Origin of the sequence: Rhodopirellula islandica (assembly GCF_001027925.1) — a bacterium.
Classification (GTDB): domain Bacteria; phylum Planctomycetota; class Planctomycetia; order Pirellulales; family Pirellulaceae; genus Rhodopirellula; species Rhodopirellula islandica.
The window spans coordinates 282714-299723 of record NZ_LECT01000017.1; the positions used below are offsets into that span (position 1 = coordinate 282714).

Consider the following 17010-nt stretch of genomic DNA (forward strand, 5'->3'; position numbering starts at 1 on the left):
CCCTACAGGATTTGATGGATGAGGGCGGTGAGGAGGGCGTCGGTGGTGGACTGGCGGGAACGCAATCGCGCGGACAACTCGTCGAGCTGCGACAAAAGGACCGACACCTTCGACACGATCCGCTTTTGTTCGGCTAACGGGGGAAGAGGCAATACGATCCGTTCAAGCAAGCTCGTGTTGTAACCGGGACGAGTCATTCCACGTATTCCGCCGGTCACCTGTTCCTTCACAAACTCCGATCCCCAGAGAAAAAGGACCACCAGTTCTGGAAGAACGACATTGGTATCTAAGCGAGCACGTAGGATGTGGCCTGTCATTCGCCAGTTGTCAATGAAATCAGGCGCAACACACACCTTGCCGAGCGTCGCGCCGGATCTTGCGAACAATAGATCGCCTGATTGAACGTCATACCGACTTAGTTGAACTGCCTTTTCTTCCGTGATGTGATACAGACCCTTTCTGGTAAACCCAAGTCCCGTCAAGTTCCCAACGGCGATTACTGGGACACCTTCCTTCACGAATTCGGTCTTGTGAAGCTGTGCTCCGAATGGACCGGTTTGCACGGTGTTAAAGGGGTCGGCCCCCAGCAAGCCAAGTCTTTCGTATGCCCAGTTTGTTGGAAGTCCAGGCAGTTCACTTATGTCAATCGGCTCGGGCGTGTCGTACTTTTTTTTCCAACTATCGGTTCTCGGCTTCTTACCCTTTTCCTCAAACTTTGAGAGTTGGGCGCGTTCCCATTGTTCCTGCCGTTTGACTCTACGCTCACGCATGACCGAGTTCATAGAGTCTTCATCACCGCGTTGCTCTGTGAGCATCCCCAATGACGACAAGTCAATGATGGACTGGCGGAGGTGGGCGGGGCCAGAGGGCTGGTCGAGCAGGACCTCGAAGTGATCGCTCAGACGCTGCCAGCTACTTTTGAGCGTTTCCCCTGTCGATGTTGCCCGTGATGTGCCCGCTGCCAAAGGCGCGGATGCCGAGGTCAGGCGACCCAGCACGCTGCGGCTGGCTCGCTCTCGCACACTCTCTCGCGACCGCCGCTGCGATTCCAACGTATCGCACAACGACATCAGACCCTCCACCTTCGACACGATCCGACGCTGTTCGGCTAAGGGAGGAAGGGGAAAATAGTTGTCCACGAGAATTTTGAAGTGTCGTCCGTACCCTCGGTCACGTAGCTCAAGACTATCGAGTACCAAATAGAAGTACGGCTCAAACAACTCAATCGGCCTGAGTATTTTGATTCCGTCGGCACCTGCGACAAAGTTGAAGTCAATCAACTTCAACTCGCATGTGTGATCTCCGAACACGATGACCGGTCCCGGAATCGTCGTGACCATCTCTTTTTGGTCAGTGTATCCAGCGATGAATTTTTGGCCTTGATCGACGATGGGAAACTCGCCTTTCTCAAGGTAGTCCTTTGTCTTTAGTTTCTTCTTCCCCGGCGAGATCGAGTAGAAGACTTCTTGAAGGTGAGTCCATCGCCAAGATTCTGGAATGGTGAATGGAATGTCGGAACCTGTGATCTCAGCTAGGGGCTTGGTTTTGCGAATGACTTTGTCAGCTTCGAGCTGTTTACGAGTTCGTTGTATGGCGTCAAATAGTGTGAATGCTGGTTCATCACTTTCATCTTGCGCAACGACTTTCCCGCGAACCGCCAAATCCAAAACCAAGTCGCGCAGCTTTTCGACTCCCTCCGGTAACTCCACAAACGACTCAAGGTTGTCGAAGAAGGGCGCTAAGCCGGGATTCTGGCTGACCGCTTCCTGCCACTGCGGCGACTCCCAGGCCGGGGCTGGCTCGGTGGCGACGCTCATACCGATCTCACTTCCGATGAACTGAGCGCGGTGGCGAGTTCACTCTTGAGCTGGTCGAGCGTCTGGCGGCTGGCGGTGCGGATCGAAGCGAGTTCGGCCAGCAGCTCGTCGGGATCGCCGGGGCCGGTGTCGGCGCTGTGCGGGTTCTTGATGTCGAGGTTGTAGCCGTTCTCTTTAATGTCGGCGGCGGAGACTTTCCATGCTAGCTCGCTCGCTTTGCGGCCTTTGAATCCGCCCCGCGTGTCCGGCTTGCCCCACCACTTCTTCTCCGCGTCAAACTCTTCGATGCGGATGGGCTTGGTTTTGTTGTAGCTCTTTGCGCCAGGCGGGTACGGATGCTCGTAGAACCAGATGTCTTTGGTGGGCGTGCCTTTGGTGAAGAACAGCAGGTTGGTCTTGATGCCGGTGTAGGGATTGAAGACTCCGTTGGGCAGGCGGACGATGGTGTGCAGATTGCACTCGTCGAGCAGCCGCTCCTTGATCCGCGTTTTCACGCCTTCGCCAAACAGCGTGCCGTCGGGTAGGACGATGGCTCCGCGTCCGCCGTCTTTGAGCAGATGCGTGATCAGCACCAGGAACAGGTCGGCGGTTTCGCGGGTTTGAAACGCTTTGGGGAAGTTCAGTTCGATGCCGTCTTCTTCCATGCCGCCGAACGGTGGGTTGGTGACGATCACGTCCACGCGGTCTTTCGGGCCGTAGTCTCGTAGCGGTCGGCTGAGCGTGTTGTCATGGCGGATTTGCGAGGGTACGTCGATGCCGTGCAGGAGCAGGTTGGTGGTGCAGAGGATGTGCGGCAGGTGCTTTTTCTCGACGCCGTGGATGCTGGCTTGCAGGGTCTCTTCGTGGGCGGGCTTTTTGACTTGGCCGGTTTCTTCACGGATGTAGTCGATGACGGCGGTCAGGAAGCCGCCGGTGCCGCAGGCGGGGTCGAGAATTCGCTCGCCTAGCTGCGGGGCGGTTTGCTGGACCATGAACTGGGTAACGGCTCGCGGGGTGTAGAATTCGCCCGCATTGCCTGCTGACTGGAGGTCTTTGAGGATTTGCTCGTAGACATCGCCAAATAGGTGCCGGTCTTTGCTGTTGTTGAAGTCAATCTCGTTGATCTTGTTGATGACCTGCCGCATCAACGTGCCGTTCTTCATGTATTGGTTGGCGTCGTCGAAGGCGGATCGGATCACAGCGGCCCGTGGATTGGCTGCTGAGACCGTCAAGGCTTTCAGTGCGGGAAGCAGCCCGTTGTCAACGAAATCGAGCAATGTTTCTCCCGTCATGCCTTCATCGTCGGTTGCCCAGTTCCGCCATCGATACTTGTTGGGGATCGGCGATTTGAAGTCGTCTTCAAGCAGTTCCTCTTCGGTCTCGCGATCATCGAGGATTTTCAGGAAGAACATCCACGCGATCTGCTCGATCCGCTGGGCGTCCCCGTAGGTGCCCGCGTCCTTGCGCATGATGTCTTGGATGGATTTGATTGTGGTAGAAATGGACATGTTGGACTACTTCCCTGTGGTGCTGTCGATGCCGAAGTTTTGGCACACTCTGTCGATCGTATTTTGATCTTTTAGCTTGCAAGCCGTGTGCGTGATGGCGAACAAACCTGGCTCCCAAAACGCATCTTCCCGAGCCACGGTTTTGATCCACTCAACACGAACCACGTTGGAGCACATGTCAGGATCCCCAGTGTTTTGACTCATGTCCTTGGCGGACAACGGCGCGTCGAGTAGGCGCTTTGTCTCAGTTCCGTCCTGCACCATAAAGTTATCGATGGTTTGGTTTTTTTCTGTGACGATGCCTACGCCCACGTACCCTCGCTTCGGAATCAGCACGAACACCCGCGAGCCCACGAATAGGTGATCTAAAGTCCGGGTGTACCATCGTCCTCCGCTGCCAGTAACAAACCCGTATTTCAGGCAATCATCCCAGTTGGCGTCGTCGTATTCGCCTAGCGACACATAGAAGTCCTGCCCGTTCCAAGCAGAGGCGGCGCTAACGCCCTGTGCTGCTTGTTTTTGCCGTATTTTGATCTGATACGCTTCCGCTTCCGGAAGTGGAATGATGGTCTGAACATCCAGGAACAGTTCATCCTTGGTCCCGTAAGGCTTGATCCGTACGCAGGTAATGTCGAGTCCCTGCGATCGCAGCCAAAGGACTGACGTCGTTATCTCCTTTGAAAATTCGGCGGACGCCAAAACAATCCGTACTTTGTTTCCGAAGTCATCTTCGCAGGGTTCATCCCAACCGAGGAAATTGAGAATCACGTCTCTCGCCGCTCGATTATCTCCGCGTTTCGCTAGGTAGGTCGTAAAAGTCTTTTCCGCATCCGTGAACGTCATAACACTGACCATGGCCGCGTAGCGGAGCGACTGCAGTTCCATGTGCCCGCCATCTTCGGATCGCTTAAGCTCTACAACAACGACGTTCGCTTCTCGGTCGATGGCAAGCAGGTCGATTCGTCGCTTACTATCGTCCCATTCGCTGAACTCCTCTGAGATTACTAGGAGGTCCGGCGATGCTACGAGTGAGTCCGGATTGAGAATTTCTATCCGATCTTGCAGCAGACGCTGCAGGTCAGCCCGTTCGGAGATTTGGACCTCGGCAAAGCTGGTTTTCGGGAGAGCCACAATGTCATCTTGGGTGTACCGATAAATGGTCATCTTGTTCAGGAAGCACTTGCGTAGAGTTGGGTTTCTAAATCTTTGAGCGCCGCGAGATAGGCATCTTTGCCGCCGAATAGCTTGATGATTTCGACGGGCGTTCCCATGTCGTCGAGCGGGTCGACCTTGAGCACATCCATGCTCTCGATCGCGAGGATGCCCTGATTGGCGTATTTTTCCAGCAAGGCTTCTAGCACTGCCCTTGCCTGCGTTCCGTATTTGGTGAAGTAGTCTCGCTTCTTGACGTTCTCGGCTCTCTCCCGCCGTGTCAGGGGCGGTTGTCCGTACACGACGTGACACAACAGGTCGAAGGGGTCGAGGTCTTTGCCGATGTCGTCCGCGAGTGCTTCAAACAAGACGCCCTGTTCCTCGAACTCGGACATGATCGCGGCTTTCTTGTCGGCAGCATTCCAGGTCTGAAGGAACTCGTCCATGGAGGCGAATCGCGACATGACCTTTTTCTTGGTGTAGTCGCGAAGGGATTCGGTGATGAGTTTGCCGTCCGGGCCGTAGTACTGGATTCGCTCGGCGACAACGCTCACCTCGGTATCCAGGACATAGTATTTCTTGACTCCCGGCTGCGGTGGTGGCGGATCATCTCCATTGGTGTCGCCCTCGCCTGGATCGCCATCGGTGCCCTTGCCACCGGACAGCGGATCGTAGTCTTCGTCTGGGATCGGATCCCCATCGAAGTCGGGATCGGCGAACAGCTCGGTGGCCTTTTTGAAGTCCATGATCGTAAAGAAGAGTTTGTCGTAGTCTTCGTCGATCCGGGTTCCCCGGCCGATGATCTGCTTGAACTCGGTCATCGACTGAATCCGTTGGTCGAGAACGACGAGTTTGCAGGTCTTGGCATCCACGCCCGTTGTCATCAGCTTCGATGTCGTCGCGATGACGGGGTAACGGGACTCGGGATCGATGAAGAAGTCCAGTTGCTCTTTGCCTTCTTTGTTGTCCCCTGTAATTCGGACGACGTAGCGGTCGTCTTCGCCGACCAATTCCGGGTTGCAGTTGACCAAGGCTTGACGCATCCGTTCGGCATGGTCGATGTCATCGCAGAACACGATGGTTTTGTCGTAGGGGTTGGTCGCTTGAAGAAACTCGGTGATCCGCTGGGCGACGAGCTGGGTGCGTGGCTCCAGAACTAGAGATTTGTCGAAGTCCTTTTGATTGTAGATTCGATCTTCGATGAGATTTCCGTGCTTATCCAATTGTCCTTTGGTGGGGCGCCAGCCTTGGAGGTCTTTGTCGATGTCGACCCGGATGACTTTGTAGGGAGCGAGGAATCCGTCATCGATCCCCTGTCGCAGCGAGTAGGTGTAGATGGGGTCGCCGAAGTAATGAATGTTGGAGATGTACTGGGTCTCCTTGGGCGTGGCAGTCATCCCCAGATGCGTCGCGCTGCTGAAGTAATCGAGCACCTCCCGCCATGCGGAATCGTCCTTGGCGCTGCCGCGATGGCATTCGTCGACCACGATGAGATCAAAGAAGTCAGGGGAGAATTCTTTGTAAACCTTGTCGCTCTCCTCGGGACCGGTGATGGCCTGGTAGAGCGACAGGAAGATCTCGAATGACTTGTCCGCCTTCCGATTGCGGATTTTGGTCATCGCGCCGCCGAACGGCTTGAAATCGTTTGTTTTGGTTTGGTCGACCAGAATGTTCCGGTCGGCGAGGAACAGGATGCGTTTCTTGGCCCCAGACTTCCATAATCGCCAGATGATTTGGAAAGCGGTGTAGGTTTTGCCGGTACCGGTTGCCATGACCAGCAAGACACGATCTTTTCCGGACGCGATCGCTTCGACGCTGCGGTTGATTGCCTTGGCTTGGTAGTACCTGGGGGACTTGCCCGATCCATCGTCGTGGAAATCCTGATCGACGATTTGCTCGGCTTGATCGCTGATGCCACGCCATCGAAGGTAGCGTTGCCAAAGATCGTCCGGCGTTGGGAACTGATCGAGAGGGATTTGGAATTCGGTTTCCGGATAGGTCCCCGTTCGGTCGTGAATGAGGAAGCCGTCCCCGTTGCTGCTGATCGCGAACGGAACGTCGAGGCAATCTTCGTGGGAGTAGGACAGTGCCTGCTGCATCCCAGCCCCGACGGTGTGCTTGTTGTCCTTGGCTTCGACGATGGCGAGCGGGATGCCCGGTTTGTAGTAGAGGACATAGTCGGCACGTTTTTTCGGTCCCCGCGCCGTGGATCGCCCTTTCACGATGACGCGACCATCGGTGAACGTGACCTCTTCACGCACTTGCGCGTGCAGATCCCAACCCGCAGCCGTGATGCTGGGGGTGATGAATTGTGTGCAAATGTCGCGTTCACTCAGCGACTTCTTGTCGATTGAGTCCATGATTCCTACCTGATTTGGCGGGCAAAGGCCGGGGCATGTCGCTCAGGTAGGATGTGCGACGATGCCCCGGTCTTCTGTTTCAAGCTGTCCAGCGGCCAACTGGAGTGGCTTCCCGTGCGGGAGTATAGACAGTATGGCCCACAGAGTGGGACAGGGCTGGGACGAAACTCGCTTGCACTTTGGTGCGACTCTCGGGGATCAGGAAAGCCTGTCGAATGTTTTGCCAACAAGCGGTTTACGCTCGATGCAGACCGCCGCCCAGGCTCCCGAAGGACAGCACCAAACCATTGCCGCTACCGGACGTTCGATTCGCGAGAATCCCGATCAGGCTCAGTCGATCTTGGATTCTGTCGGCGCTTCACCTGGAACGGCGCTGCAGGCGTATCAGGAAGACCACTATCACCCGAACAGCCTGCTTTGGGCGGACGAGGTTCAAGAGGCGAAACAGAACCAGGAGATTCGCGATCTCGAGACGTTCCTCAAAGCTGCCGGGATCAACCATCCCGAACTCGGCAAACGCAAGCCCGCATTGTTCGACATGTTCTGGCCCGGTGGACCCGCTCCTAAGAGCGAGACCAAGCAAAAGCCCGCTAGTGCCTACGACGGGCTTAGCACGGCTACCGTGTTTGGAATGCAGTGATTGGCAAAGTTACTGCCCCCATCCTCGGATGGCTCGCACGATCGCTTCTACCTGGACTGCCAGTTCGAAGCGTTCGGACAAATCGGCCTTGGTCATTAGCGGTGCAGCATGCATCGCAATCGCAATTTTGTCGACGGATCTGCGTTTGAGCACCTTCTCAAAGTAAGACTTGCCTGCTTCCGTCTTGCTGGTCGAGGGAAAGATTCTTTCATACCTCAACGGTGCTCGACTCGCTTCGATGGAAGAAAAGTTTTCAAGTGAAGCGACCGTTAGATAGCTCTCGATCTCTTTGCCTTCAGTGATCCAAAGTGTTGACCCGGGGATCTGCTCCAATTCGGAACGGATGCGTTGAACGCGTTGTTTAACCCTGCTCCCTTTCTTCTTCTCAGCCGTTCGGTCACCATCACAAACAACAGCGATGTTTGGGTTGATCCGGAGAAGGTTTGCCAACTCTTCGTTTGAATCTTCTGGGCTCGCAAATTGCGTTCGGGCAAGGACACTTCCCCCATAAAACGCACACTGGTAGTCCAGTCCCTCCACAAGTTCCCCACTGCTGAACAATTGGATCCATCGATTGAGGTAGATCCGGTCAGATGGCCCTTCAAGCCATAGAACTCCATTGGCCTGCAGCAGGTCCGAAGGTTTGGCTCCTAGTTCGGAAACTATCCCTGCTCGATCGAAGTGGGCCTCAACAGTTTGGGTTCGGGCAGAATTTCCATCATGTGAAACGTGCACAATTTGCGAATTTGGATCACGGCTGAAAACATCGAGCGTCACGTTTGAATGAGTTGTCAGAAAGAACGTGGCATCAGTCCTTCTTGCGAACTCTGCCAAGTATCGCATCAAGCGCCTCTGTAAAGCAGGATGGAGATTGTTTTCGAGTTCCTCAAAAGCGAAAACGTACTTACTGATAGGCTCCTTGCTTTGTTGTGGGATAACTAGGATGTTCAGCAAAACCAAGATAATGGTCTTGAGTCCGCTGCCAGACTGGCTTAACGGAATCAGGCCCTTAGATTTTTCAGCCAAGTAGATTTCCCACAAACCCGCTTCCGACTCATCGTCGTGTTGAGTTTCAATTTCAGTAAACTCTCCGTCTTCGCCAAAGATAAGATTGAGAGCATCTAGCAAGTCGTCCTGGACAAGTTCTCGTGGCAAAGACGTGCTGTTGAGGTATCGGTTGACCAGGTTGGTTGCGCCATGGCCATTAGATTGGAGGTCGGTCGATGTACTAGCCTTTTCGGGTTGGATGTCTCGATCGGCATACAATTGCCTGAACATGTATCCTTGAAAGGGACTCTCGACAATTGGCAATCTGCGTTGGATGCGAAGAAGCCTCGGGCTTTCGTATCTTTTAGCTAGATGGTCATCGACCGGATCCAAATGGGTGATTTGCACGAGCGAGTTCTTGACAACCCAGTGAATGTGCTTAGACAAAAAAGGTTTTCCATGGGGCTCCCATAGCTCGGCACGGCCTAAGTCGCTGGCGCGAGTGTCGTCGGGGAACACCAGTCGCAAAAACTCCTCATCCAGGATGGCGGAAAATTGATAGTCAAACGATTGGCAATCATTTTTTTTTCCGCAAAGTTCTTTGACAAAGTCTAGGAGCCGCGATTTACCAGCGTTATTTCTTCCGACAATGACGTTGATTGGGTCGAATCTATCGAAACCCGCCCAGTCGCTTTTGAAGCATGTTCCCCCCTTGAATTTGATCCTGTACGGTTTCATTCGTTTTGCGCATTTCCTGAAAGGACTGACGGCTAGTGTCTCACCAGGGTAGTTCGAGTTTGTCTCGAACTCGACAGTTCGCGTTCATCGGGGAGCCGGTTTCTAAGCTCTCAGAAGTGCATTCAGCAGAAGGCCGAAGCTCTAAGCGGATCCAGTGAGCAGCACGCCCCCTCCCAGGTACTCTTGATCCTGGAGAATAGCGGCAACGCCTCCGGCCAAGCCGGTGAGGCAGGCGCCCAACACCTCGCTGCCTACAGCTTGGTTCTAGGTTTGTCCGTGTGGGGGTCTGTTTGTCTGTCACGGTGAGTGTGATTGGATGTCGGTGAGGGGCAATACTGTTTGCTGCTCCTGTCGGTGAGCTAACTAAGCGTTCCGCTTTTTTGGAAGTAGTCTTGAGCCCACATGTCGTGAACATGAACCTTTCTTGATCTGGGATTGGCTGATGCTGGCTCTCCGAGAAGCAAACGCATCAGGCCCTCTGCTCTGCCTCGCTCCGGTGTCGGCATCGGACCAAGCACGATGTTGATCCGTGGGTAGGAGTCACGTTTTGAAGCTGCGCAACGTCGGCGAATTGACTTGCAAATTGAGTTGAGGGCCAGTCCGTCCGTCTCCGGGATTCGATACCCAACAAAATTAATTGTCTCTGCACCCTGGACGAATTGCTCAGCGCAATTCCACAGCCACTGGTTCTCTCGATTGAAGCTTAGTTTTCCGGTTCCCGGAATGGCCATGGCGAACTCGGTGATCTTCCGACACTCTTTCATCGTATCCTCAAGCGAACACTTTACGTTGCCGCTTTCGGTACGTTTCCAGTCGACGCTTCCGTGCATTTTCAGTAGTGGCACCCTGCCGTTGAACATTCGGACCTCAGTGTCGGACGGATCATTAAAGACCTGTTGCAACCCGACGATGCCCAACGATTCTACGATGGTGTCGTAGTTGAATGTGATAATCACATCCTGACCAGCCTTCAATCCGCTCGCCCATTGCTTGTAAGCGAGAGCTCGCTCCCCCATAAAGACACTCGGGTCCGCATAGCAGCAAGAAACCTCTGCTGCGAGTCGACGGAGGGCAGCTACGAGAATAGTCTCCCAATAATCGGTCGATTCTCCTTGATGGTAGCCTTCGTACACCAAGCCAGGATTTGTCGCCCATCCGCTGATGACCTCGAGGAACTGCTCCGGGTTGCTCCACGCGATTGGCGATGGTTCTTCTTCCAACTGCACTTTCCCGGCACCGCTCCGATACACTATTCCGACCCGAGCGAAAAGATCGTGCAACCGATCAAAACCGTCAGCTTCTGAAAACGCGGTTTTTACGATCAGCCCCATTTCACCGGAGAAAAGTTCGTGGAACAGCGGGGCACCAAGATGACGGCTAAAACCGGCGCCGAGAATCCAGACTCGTTTGCCTTCGTATTCAGAATGTGCCAATTTTCTTTCTGCGATCAGTGGAAGGATGGACGATGGCTGCGGTCAAAGTGGCTGCGGCTCATCCTGTAGCGGAAGCAAATTTACTCGACGGGGTTGATCGTTGACACTGGCTGTGTCTCGGCAGACAGGAGGCAACGACACGGCCAGACATTAGAACGGGAGCGAATCAAATGGAGTGATGTCGGGAACGCCAGAGTTGCCACCTTCGCAGTTGACGATTGCGAGAACCCATAGAATGAATAACGCAACGATCCACCACCAGCATCCGCATCCATCAGGCTTTGGCTCGTTTTCGGAGGTTGGTTGAGACGCCTTGCAGAACGGCGATGGTGGCTCGCTTGCTGGCTCGGTGATTGGCTTCGATCGCGTGACGTTGGACAATGCCGATGGATCGACGAACAGGCTGTACGGGTGCTGTGTTGCATCCTCTGACCGCTCCAGGACGCCAAGAATCAACGTGTACTCGCCAAGCTCATTGCCGGGGTTGGATGCCTGGAACTGAACATCGGCGACATCAGGGTTCTCTTTCAAGCATCGAACAGCAGGGATGATTGCTTCGGCAAAGGTTGGCTGAGATGCAGCTATCTTGAGTTCTCTATTGCCCGAAGTGTAAACGGCATCGATTGAGCTCGGTTGGTGAAGCTGTTGGGCGATTGGATGCGGTCCGAAGTATCCGTCTTCTGAAATGGGGATGCATTCCGGCAACTCACACATCACGCGGTGGCTCGAAGGAGGAGGCTGCTCGCGAACGTTTTGGCGATTCAGTTGCGCCAATTGGCCCTGCGAGGGATGAAATACTTTGGGATGGACATAATAAGGGGGATCGCCGAGGGTTGGGGACGGGCCACCGGGTCGCCTACCCCCTTCGATGCGCTGGCATGTTGGCCGCGATGATACCCCGGTGAAGTTGCCCGATGTTGTCTCAGCATTGGTGGACACTTTGGCGGCTGGCTGTCATGCCCTTGGCAATGCTCAGCAGTTCCGCTTGCTGGCGAGGTTCAAGATCACGGAACAACTGCAGCAATTCGGCCGCGTCCTGCACCAATGACACCGCCCGTGACACCGCCGATTGCGAACACCCTCGATTTCCCTGCGTTTCAGACGGTTGTTCGTTTCCTAGCGGGGTAGCTTGACGATCAGTCAGCAAGAGCCGATTGAAGACGGACCCAGTGATACACGGGTTTCTCTTCAGTCGGCTTTTTTCGTGTCCCGAGTTAGCCGCCCTGCCCCGCACCGTCGGAAATGAGTTTTGTGGTGTTTTCAAGGTACCGTTTCGGCGACCGCTTTTGCACCGGTCTCGTGGATGGGCGAAACCTTGCTCAAGCACCCTTCGCCAGCAGCAAGTCAAAAATCACTCGCTGGAACTTGGCGGCGAGTTCGGGGTTGTTGAGGTACTGAGTCATTTGGTTTTGGTGCACCTCGCCGCTGTTCATCACGGCGTCGTCGAGGGCTTCGGCGAAGTCACCCAGCAGAGCTTGTTCGGGCGAGTTGTTCTCGATCTGATTCATCACCCGCTCGTTCTCTCGGACCTAGTCGCGGATGGTGTACGCGTAGTTGATCAGGTCCTGGTCCGTCAGTGATGAACAGCTCGTTCAAGCGTGCGATCAACTGGGACAGGAATATCTCCTGCTTTGATTTGGGTTTGCCGGTCCCGATATCCGCGCCGACGCTCAGGCCCTCGGCCCCTTCTTTGACGAGTAGCAGGTCCTGCTGTTTGATCTTCGAAAGGCGGTAGTGCGTCAGATCAATGGATGACAGGTCAATCGGATCCTCCTTGGGAGCTTCCTCGCGAAGCAACGGCGCAAGATGAAGGGCATTTAGGTTCAGCTTCTCCAGGTCCGTGCTGTCGTAGTCGACGATCTGCGACATGAACTCGTAGTATCGGCTGAACGAGATCAAGTCGGATTTAAAAACGCCGAGTGCGTCCATCTCCTTCTTGGCCTCATTCATATCGCCTTCCGAGTTGGCGATGAACGTCGCGTCGCCCAGCTTTTTGGCGTGCTGATACAGCTTTCGGTTGCTCTCGAATTTCTCTCTGGCTTCCTTGTACCTTGTTTGCCAGCGATCACGTGCCGGTCGACAAACGTTGCTGAGTGCGGCGTTGCTTTTGCTCTTCGTGTAGAAGACCTCGCTGAACTGGTTCACCTCCGTCCACAGGAAGATGCTGGCTGAACGCAGCTTGTCGAACAGTTCCCAGATTTTGTTGGGGTCGGAGACATCGAGCAGCGTGGCCGCTTCGTAATACTCCTGAAACGCCGCCAGTACGTCCTCAGGTTCGTTGAAGAAATCCAGGACGTAGGTCTCTTTCTTTCCTGGGTAGGTTGCGGTCGTACTTCGACGGATCGCCGAGCTTCCAACCGCCAGCAACCATTTGGTCGATAATGTCTTGCTGGAAGGCGGCTTCCTTGGAGTCAGAGTTCATGTTGGTTTCTCGCGTAATTTGTTGCCATTCCCTTCCGGCGGCGGGCTTCTTGGAGCCTTAATCTCAGGTCTCGCTTGACTTTCCGTTGGTTCTAACCGATCATTTGTAAAGACCCTGTCGCTCTCGAAGGCTCAAGTTCCACTTGGGGCACGTCGCAAGACATAGTGAGCACGGGGTTTTTTCGTGTACCGACGCGGCTCATGGCTTGGTGCGTGTCATGTCACGGTCGTGGTTTCGCGGCACCAGCTTCCAGTGTCGATAGGGGTGTCGCCAGCGGTTCACCAGATCCCCCTGGGTTCCGGTCGACTCACCGATGTTGAAGTGCGGGTAGATCACCCGTACCCGCGCAGAGATATGCTTGTAAAGCTTCTCTTTGGCGACCGTGCGTTTGCCTCGCCTGCTTTGCCCTGCGGGCTTTACCTGGTGCTGATTATTCAGACGGAACGTCATTGCCCCCAGCACAACGTCCAGGCATTGCAACAGATCGTGGTCCTTGGAATCGACCTCCGCGATCTGTCGCTTATCAAAATCGACATTCGCACGGCGCATCTCAGGATTACGTGAAAGCGCCTCGATGAAGGATTTGAACTTCGCGGTTTCTTCCCGACTGGTGGGCATTTGATCCATATTCAACCGCACACGCTTCGGCTCATCGTGCTCCTCATTTGAGAACACGAGCCCAAACCCGTGCTTGATGAATTGGTAGTACAGTCGGTGATATTCCGACTGCCGCTGTTCCGATGTCAGGCCCTGTGGAACGTAGGTGTTATTGGTGAACATGATTCTGACCTTGGCCAAGTCAGCGGCCACCAGATCGAAGAAAGCGTCCATCACTGTCTTGTACTTGTCCAGGTAGTTCTCGGTCACCTTCGTCCACTTCAATTCACCGTGCAGGTTCTGTTCCGCCTTGCATTCTGAAAGCTGGGCGGTCACACGCAACAGATCCCGAGACCGGACCAACACGCCCCCGTAGAAATTCGAGAAGTAGGCCCCGTCTTTGACGGACTCATCGGTAAAGATCACAAACTCGGTCGCCATCGTCAGCAGCCACCATCCGTTCCCGTACGAAGTGTGGCATCCTGAAGCTGGGCGATGAATTCAGCGAATTTGAAGTGCTCGAAGATCTCGCGGGCGTCTTTGGAGAAGCATTCGATGTAGGTCAGCAGGTTCGTTTTGATGTCCGCACTACCGAGCTTGGACAGATCCATCGGGGACGTGTTGTAGAAAGACTGCTTGGCGGCCTTGAGTAGGAATTTTTCACGGGCTTCCTCTTCGAACGCCGTCATCGCCTTCAGTTTTTCGACCTGGGCGAGCACCTTCGGTTTGTTCGCCTCCAGCACACATTCCAAGCGGCGTAGGATGGTGAACGGGAGGATGATGCGTCCGTACTGGGATTGCTTGAAATCACCTCTGAGCAGATCTGCCAGGGACCAGATGTAAGCTGCGGTTTGTGAGAAGTTCGTGGTCATGAAACATCGTGTTCCAAAGGGGGCCAAGCATGGGCATCGCATGTCCTGCGATCTGTATGCGACCCATGCATGTTCAAAGATCACAAGCAGATTGTGGCCTTCAGCGGGGGCGTTGTCACCCACACTGGACAAGTCTGCCGCAGCACACCTCAACAACCGGATGAAGGTCTTGTTGGCCAGGATGGTGCTTGAGTTTCGGGGGCGTTAGACGCGGTAGGCAACCTTGCCGCTGGTTGCGATCGTGAAGTAGCCGCTCTTTTGCAATGCCTTGATCATTGCGTCCACTTCCGACTGGGAGATTCCACCTGAATTCTGAAACATTGCCCTGATGGAATTCACGACCGACTCGCGTTTCTTCGGCGAGAGCTTTTTCAGGTGTTGTTTGACGTGCTCAATTTTTTCTGCACGCGAAATCGGTTTGGCATCCGTGACTTTCGCGGATGGCGTGACGGCAGGAGCCGGAGACGGGCTCGGTTTGGTGAGCTGGCGGAGGGCTTCGTATTGTTGGGCGGTCATCTCGACCATGACGCTGCCAGTCGATGTGGTTCCTACTTTGTTCATGGCCTGCTTTGCTGGTTGGTCGAGTTCAATGGATCGACAGGCAATGGCGACTTCCTCAATACAGCAAGGATGGGATTCTGAGTCGAGTCAATGTTGCCTGTCTCGTGGCGGCGTCGCACGACCGCTTATGTTCCGTGAAGGGGCGTGTTCCGCTAAGGGACCGCGATCGCGTGCGCATTGAAAACGTAGCGTCCGGAGGCTGAGGACGAGCGTGCTTTCAGCGAACCGTGCATTGCGGATTCGTGAACGCGGGGGAGTCTGACGGTTTTGACGGTTACTCAGCCAAGGGAGGCCCGCGGACGTGGTTGCCGCAAGGCTGCTGGGGGGCGAATGGGCTGCGGTGGAAATGTTGCTGAGCCATCGCTTGGCTGTTCGGCATTGCCTTGTCACTCGTTCCGCCAGCCAAGGCATGGGCAGTTGCTCTACAATGCTCGCGAGGTGTATCCGTTGTGGAGATCCGCGCAACCATTGGGAATGGTGGAATGAAAGCTCAATCGTTTTTTGCCGTCGCTACGCTTCTGCTCTTCTCGGGCGCTGGATGGGGAGCTGAATCGGATGACGATTTGGTTCCCGAATCCACTTGGCAGGCGGGAGCCGCGAAAGTCGCGATCACGCCTAGCGAACCGGTCTGGATGGCTGGCTATGCCTCGCGAACTCGTCCGGCGGATGGAAAGTTGACCGAGTTGTGGGCGAAAGCGCTGGTGCTGGAGGACCCACAGGGAAATCGCGGCGTGATCCTGACTCTGGATCTTGTTGGCATTGATCGTGCACTTTCGCAATCCATCTGTGACAGATTGAAAGAGCTGTGCGGTCTGCAACGCAACCAGATTGTGATCTGCACGTCGCACACTCACAGTGGACCGGTCGTCGGTCTCAATCTGGCGCCACTTCATCACGGGTTGCTCACCGATCCCCAGCGAAAAGCGATCGATGATTGGGTCGATGCCTTCCAGGATCAGGTGATTGCGTTGGTAGAAGAAGCGATTGGCAAGCTTGCCCCCAGCGAGGTCACGTGGGGTAGCGGCACGGCAACGTTTGCCGTCAATCGTCGTGAGAACCCCGAGGCAGCGGTGCCCCAGCGACGATCCGAAGGCCAACTGCAAGGTCCCAGCGACCATGACGTTCCGGTGCTCGCCGTTCGAGACGTGGACGGCAGCTTGACCGCTGTCCTCTTCGGGTATGCCTGCCACGCGACGACCTTGAGTGGCTATCAATGGTCCGGTGACTATCCGGGGTACGCTCAAGTGAATTTGGAAAACCAGCATCCTGGTTGCGTGGCATTGTTCTTTGCCGGTTGCGGCGCCGACCAGAACCCGTTGCCCCGACGCACGGTGGAATTGGCGCAGCACTATGGGCGGCGTCTAGCCGATGCGGTGGACACGGTTTTGCTGACGACGCAAATGCACCCGGTCCAGGGTTCGTTGCGGACCTCGTATGCAGAGATTGATCTGCCGTTTGATGAACTGCCGACGAGGGAGGAAATCGAATTGAATTCAAGGTCCGAGAATCGCTACGAGGTGGCGAGGGCGAAAATGCTGTTGGAGCAAATCGATGGCGGGGCTCCACTGCTGCCGACCTACCCGTATCCGGTGAGCGCCTGGGCGATTGGCGATGGTCCGCTGCTCACAACGCTTGGCGGGGAAGTGGTTGTCGACTACGCGCTTCGGCTGAAGAGCGAATTGACAGGGGTGCAAACATGGGTGGCCGGTTACGCCAACGACGTGATGGCGTACGTTCCCTCCCGTCGAGTCCTTGGCGAAGGTGGGTATGAAGGCGGCGGGGCGATGGTTTACTACGGGCTGCCGACTTCGTGGGGGCCGAGCATCGAGAAGGACATCGTTCAGGAAGTTCATCGGCAGGTCGAAAGCGTGTCGACTCACGAGGAAACCGTTCCGAAGCGAGTCCGTTGATGCAACGCGTCTTTGAGTGGACGCTTCGTCCAAA

The 17010-nt window shown here is 55.2% G+C and carries 15 protein-coding genes; 3 read left to right on the forward strand and 12 right to left on the reverse strand.

Annotated elements, in window-relative coordinates; genetic code table 11:
• Positions 1-2 precede the first annotated feature (2 nt).
• Genes RISK_RS28015 through hsdR form a run of 4 tightly spaced genes read right to left on the reverse strand, consistent with a single transcriptional unit; the run spans position 3 to position 6816 of the window.
• The gene (locus RISK_RS28015) at positions 3-1817 is read right to left on the reverse strand and encodes a restriction endonuclease subunit S (protein WP_053061117.1); all 1815 of its coding nucleotides are present in this window, start codon (positions 1815-1817) and stop codon (positions 3-5) included.
• Positions 1814-3304 (reverse strand): type I restriction-modification system subunit M, encoded by a 1491-nt coding sequence (locus RISK_RS09520; RefSeq protein WP_047814013.1) that lies wholly within the window; start codon positions 3302-3304, stop codon positions 1814-1816. The genes RISK_RS28015 and RISK_RS09520 overlap by 4 nt, the downstream gene beginning before the upstream one ends.
• 6 nt (positions 3305-3310) lie before the next feature.
• Complete coding sequence (locus tag RISK_RS28020; RefSeq protein ID WP_053061118.1) at positions 3311-4468, reverse strand: PDDEXK family nuclease; 1158 nt, start codon at positions 4466-4468, stop codon at positions 3311-3313.
• 5 nt (positions 4469-4473) lie between these two features.
• Positions 4474-6816 (reverse strand): EcoAI/FtnUII family type I restriction enzme subunit R, encoded by a 2343-nt coding sequence (hsdR, locus tag RISK_RS09535; RefSeq protein WP_047814015.1) that lies wholly within the window; start codon positions 6814-6816, stop codon positions 4474-4476.
• A gap of 133 nt (positions 6817-6949) precedes the next feature.
• On the opposite strand from hsdR, the gene RISK_RS09540 reads away from it, so the two are divergent.
• Entirely contained in the window at positions 6950-7456 is a 507-nt protein-coding gene (locus RISK_RS09540) for a hypothetical protein (RefSeq protein ID WP_150122539.1), read from the forward strand.
• A 9-nt stretch (positions 7457-7465) separates the two neighbouring features.
• On the opposite strand, the gene RISK_RS09545 is transcribed toward RISK_RS09540, so the two are convergent.
• From RISK_RS09545 to RISK_RS09555, 3 genes are all read right to left on the reverse strand, one after another.
• Complete coding sequence (locus RISK_RS09545; protein WP_047814017.1) at positions 7466-9181, reverse strand: ATP-dependent nuclease; 1716 nt, start codon at positions 9179-9181, stop codon at positions 7466-7468.
• Between the two features lie 359 nt (positions 9182-9540).
• Positions 9541-10614 (reverse strand): SIR2 family protein, encoded by a 1074-nt coding sequence (locus RISK_RS09550; RefSeq protein ID WP_150122540.1) that lies wholly within the window; start codon positions 10612-10614, stop codon positions 9541-9543.
• A gap of 150 nt (positions 10615-10764) precedes the next feature.
• A complete protein-coding gene (locus RISK_RS09555) occupies positions 10765-11388 on the reverse strand; it encodes a hypothetical protein (protein ID WP_047814019.1) in 624 nt (207 codons plus the stop codon).
• 127 nt (positions 11389-11515) lie between these two features.
• On the opposite strand from RISK_RS09555, the gene RISK_RS32175 reads away from it, so the two are divergent.
• On the forward strand, positions 11516-11662 hold the full coding sequence (locus RISK_RS32175; RefSeq protein ID WP_160311425.1) for a hypothetical protein: 147 nt from the start codon (positions 11516-11518) through the stop codon (positions 11660-11662).
• A 271-nt stretch (positions 11663-11933) separates the two neighbouring features.
• On the opposite strand, the gene RISK_RS32800 is transcribed toward RISK_RS32175, so the two are convergent.
• The 5 genes from RISK_RS32800 to RISK_RS28025 form a co-directional block, all read right to left on the reverse strand.
• A complete protein-coding gene (locus tag RISK_RS32800; protein ID WP_047814020.1) occupies positions 11934-12122 on the reverse strand; it encodes a hypothetical protein in 189 nt (62 codons plus the stop codon).
• Positions 12076-12981 carry an HsdR family type I site-specific deoxyribonuclease gene (locus tag RISK_RS09565; RefSeq protein WP_047814021.1) on the reverse strand — a complete coding sequence of 302 codons (906 nt, stop codon included), beginning with the start codon at positions 12979-12981 and terminating at the stop codon, positions 12076-12078. Before RISK_RS09565 ends, RISK_RS32800 begins: the two co-directional genes overlap by 47 nt.
• Before the next feature lie 253 nt (positions 12982-13234).
• Positions 13235-14074: a DUF3800 domain-containing protein gene (locus tag RISK_RS09570; protein ID WP_047814022.1), complete on the reverse strand. Its 840-nt coding sequence runs from the start codon at positions 14072-14074 to the stop codon at positions 13235-13237.
• Between the two features lie 2 nt (positions 14075-14076).
• Entirely contained in the window at positions 14077-14505 is a 429-nt protein-coding gene (locus tag RISK_RS09575) for a type I restriction-modification system subunit M N-terminal domain-containing protein (RefSeq protein WP_047814023.1), read from the reverse strand.
• Between the two features lie 204 nt (positions 14506-14709).
• Positions 14710-15066, reverse strand: coding sequence for a hypothetical protein (locus tag RISK_RS28025; protein WP_053061119.1), 357 nt, complete (start codon positions 15064-15066; stop codon positions 14710-14712).
• 482 nt (positions 15067-15548) lie between these two features.
• Here RISK_RS28025 and RISK_RS09585 point away from each other — a divergent pair, with 482 nt between their 5' ends.
• Complete coding sequence (locus tag RISK_RS09585) at positions 15549-16976, forward strand: neutral/alkaline non-lysosomal ceramidase N-terminal domain-containing protein (protein WP_053061120.1); 1428 nt, start codon at positions 15549-15551, stop codon at positions 16974-16976.
• Positions 16977-17010 lie beyond the last annotated feature (34 nt).